Consider the following 2,388-nt stretch of genomic DNA (forward strand, 5'->3'; position numbering starts at 1 on the left):
ATCGAGGACAGCACCGCCATCCTCGGCGGGCTGGTCATGTCGGCGGCGACCTTTCTGGTCTTTGTCCATCTGCCGCTGCCCTGGCATGAGGACGCGCCGCTGGCGATGCCTTTTCTCTACGTCGCCGGCATGTGGATGGCGGTGCTGTCCTCGATCGCCTTCACCGCCATATATGCCTTCCGGGTGGCCGCCGAAGCCCGGCTTCTGGCCAATGCGCTCGCTGCAACGGAGCTGGTGCTGCAGCGCGAGCAGCACCTTTCGGCACTCGACGGGCTGGCCGCCGCGGCCGCGCATGAGCTCGGCACGCCGCTCGCCACCATCGCGCTTGTCGCCAAGGAGATGGAAAAGGCGCTCGGCAAGGATGCGAAATATGGGGAAGACGTAACGCTGTTGCGTTCGCAGAGCGAGCGCTGCCGCGAGATTCTCAAGCGGCTGACCAGCCTGTCCTCCGAGGGCGAGGCGCATCTTTCTCGGCTGCCATTGACCTCGCTGGTCGAGGAGGTCACCGCGCCGCACCGGGACTTCGGCATCTCGATCAAGCTTCGGCCCGGCGAACGCATCGGCCCCGAGCCGGTCGGGCGGCGCAATCCGGGCGTCATCTACGGCCTCGGCAATTTGGTCGAGAACGCCGTCGATTTCGCCCGCAAAAGCGTCACCGTGCACTGGAGCTGGGACGAGGCCACCGTCACCTTCTCGATCATCGATGACGGCCCCGGCTTTCCGGCCGAGATCATCGACCGCATCGGCGAGCCCTATATGTCGACGCGCCAGGGCAATGAAACCGGCGGCGGTCTGGGCCTCGGCCTGTTCATCGCCAAGACCCTGCTCGAACGCTCCGGTGCCGTGCTCGATTTCCGCAATTCCAGCGGCCTGGGCGAGGGCGCCATGGTACAGATATCGTGGCCGCGTGGTGTGTTCCTCAATCCGGAAATCACTTCGGCCAGCATGTTCGACACCGCCTGAGAGCCTTGAAGGACCTCTAAAAATTGGACAATCGGGCTCAGGAACTATATTTGCGTAAAATTAAGGCAGCAGGAATTTTGAGACTATGACAGGCGACGAGAATATTGGCGCAATGGTTGAAGGCGAGGACACCTCGCTGCTTGTCGTCGATGACGACAAGCCGTTCCTCACGCGTCTGGCCCGCGCCATGGAAGCCAGGGGCTTCGTGGTCGAGACGGCCGAGAGCGTCGAGGAGGCGGTTGCCAAGGCGCGCGCCAATCCACCCGCCTACGCTGTAGTCGACATGCGGCTCGGCGACGGCAACGGCCTCGACGTGGTCGCGGCCATCCGCGAAAAGCGCGAGGATTCCCGCACCATCATCCTGACCGGCTATGGCAACATCGCCACCGCGGTGACCGCGGTGAAGCTCGGTGCGGTCGATTATCTCTCCAAGCCCGCCGACGCCGATGATATCTTCGCTGCACTCACCCGCACCGCCGGCGAGCGCGCGGCGCCGCCTGAAAACCCGATGTCGGCCGACCGCGTCCGTTGGGAGCATATCCAGCGCGTCTATGAGATGTGCGAGCGCAACGTCTCCGAGACAGCGCGCCGGCTCAACATGCACCGCCGCACCTTGCAGCGCATACTGGCCAAGCGCGCGCCGCGTTAGGATCGCAGGGTGTCGCTTGGGGCCAAGTTTGTAACCAGCGGCGGAGAGAGCCCAATCGCCGAAGTCAGCGCCGCCCCTCATCGCCCTGCCGGGCACTTCTCCCCGTATAGTGACGGGGAGAAGTGGCTAGCCGCACCTAGGCGTAATTTCTGTAACGTTGGTGATTGGCGAAATCATAAATGACAGCGTCCCTCTCCCCGTCACTATACGGGGAGAGGATGCCGGCAGGCAGGTGAGGGGCGGCGCTAGCGCTTGGACAATGAAGCCCGCCAAACAGGCGGCTTAACGGAGGCGACATGCAGGATCTGAAGCAGCGGCCGGTTTCCGTCTTCCGCGAATTCCTCGATAGCGAAGCGGCCGGCGGCATCATCCTGATGGTGGCGGCGGCACTGGCCCTGATCGTCGCCAATTCGCCGCTCGCCGAAACCTATTTCTCCGCCCTCCACGCCTATCTCGGCCCGCTCAGTGTCTCGCATTGGGTCAATGACGGGCTGATGGCGGTGTTCTTCCTGCTCGTCGGACTGGAGATCAAGCGCGAGATGCTGGACGGCCAGCTCTCCACCTGGCCCCGGCGCGTGCTGCCCGGCATCGCCGCCGCCGGCGGCATGCTGGTTCCGGCACTCGTCTATGTCGCCGTCAACCGCAACAATGCGGCCGCCCTGTCCGGCTGGGCGATCCCGACCGCCACCGATATCGCTTTCGCGCTCGGCGTGCTGTCGCTGCTCGGCAGCCGCGTGCCGGCTTCGCTGAAGGTGTTCCTCACAGCCCTTGCCATC

At 64.4% G+C, this 2,388-nt stretch carries 3 protein-coding genes; all 3 read left to right on the forward strand.

What is annotated here, in order from left to right; all coding sequences use genetic code 11:
• On the forward strand, positions 1 to 963 hold a 963-nt coding region (locus tag EN964_RS31940), incomplete at its 5' end, for an ActS/PrrB/RegB family redox-sensitive histidine kinase (RefSeq protein ID WP_164776181.1).
• A gap of 85 nt (positions 964 to 1,048) precedes the next feature.
• Entirely contained in the window at positions 1,049 to 1,612 is a 564-nt protein-coding gene (locus EN964_RS31945; RefSeq protein ID WP_013528072.1) for an ActR/PrrA/RegA family redox response regulator transcription factor, read from the forward strand.
• A 296-nt stretch (positions 1,613 to 1,908) separates the two neighbouring features.
• The coding region (locus EN964_RS31955) for a Na+/H+ antiporter NhaA (RefSeq protein WP_206528789.1) at positions 1,909 to 2,388 on the forward strand (480 nt) is incomplete at its 3' end.

The organism is Mesorhizobium sp. M7A.F.Ca.CA.001.10.2.1 (genome assembly GCF_003998575.1).
Lineage (GTDB): Bacteria > Pseudomonadota > Alphaproteobacteria > Rhizobiales > Rhizobiaceae > Mesorhizobium.

What these genes read in the sequence shown, in the direction of transcription:
- EN964_RS31945 (WP_013528072.1), top strand. Translation starts at nt 1,049, where the DNA reads ATGACAGGCGACGAGAATATTGGCGCAATGGTTGAAGGCGAGGACACC.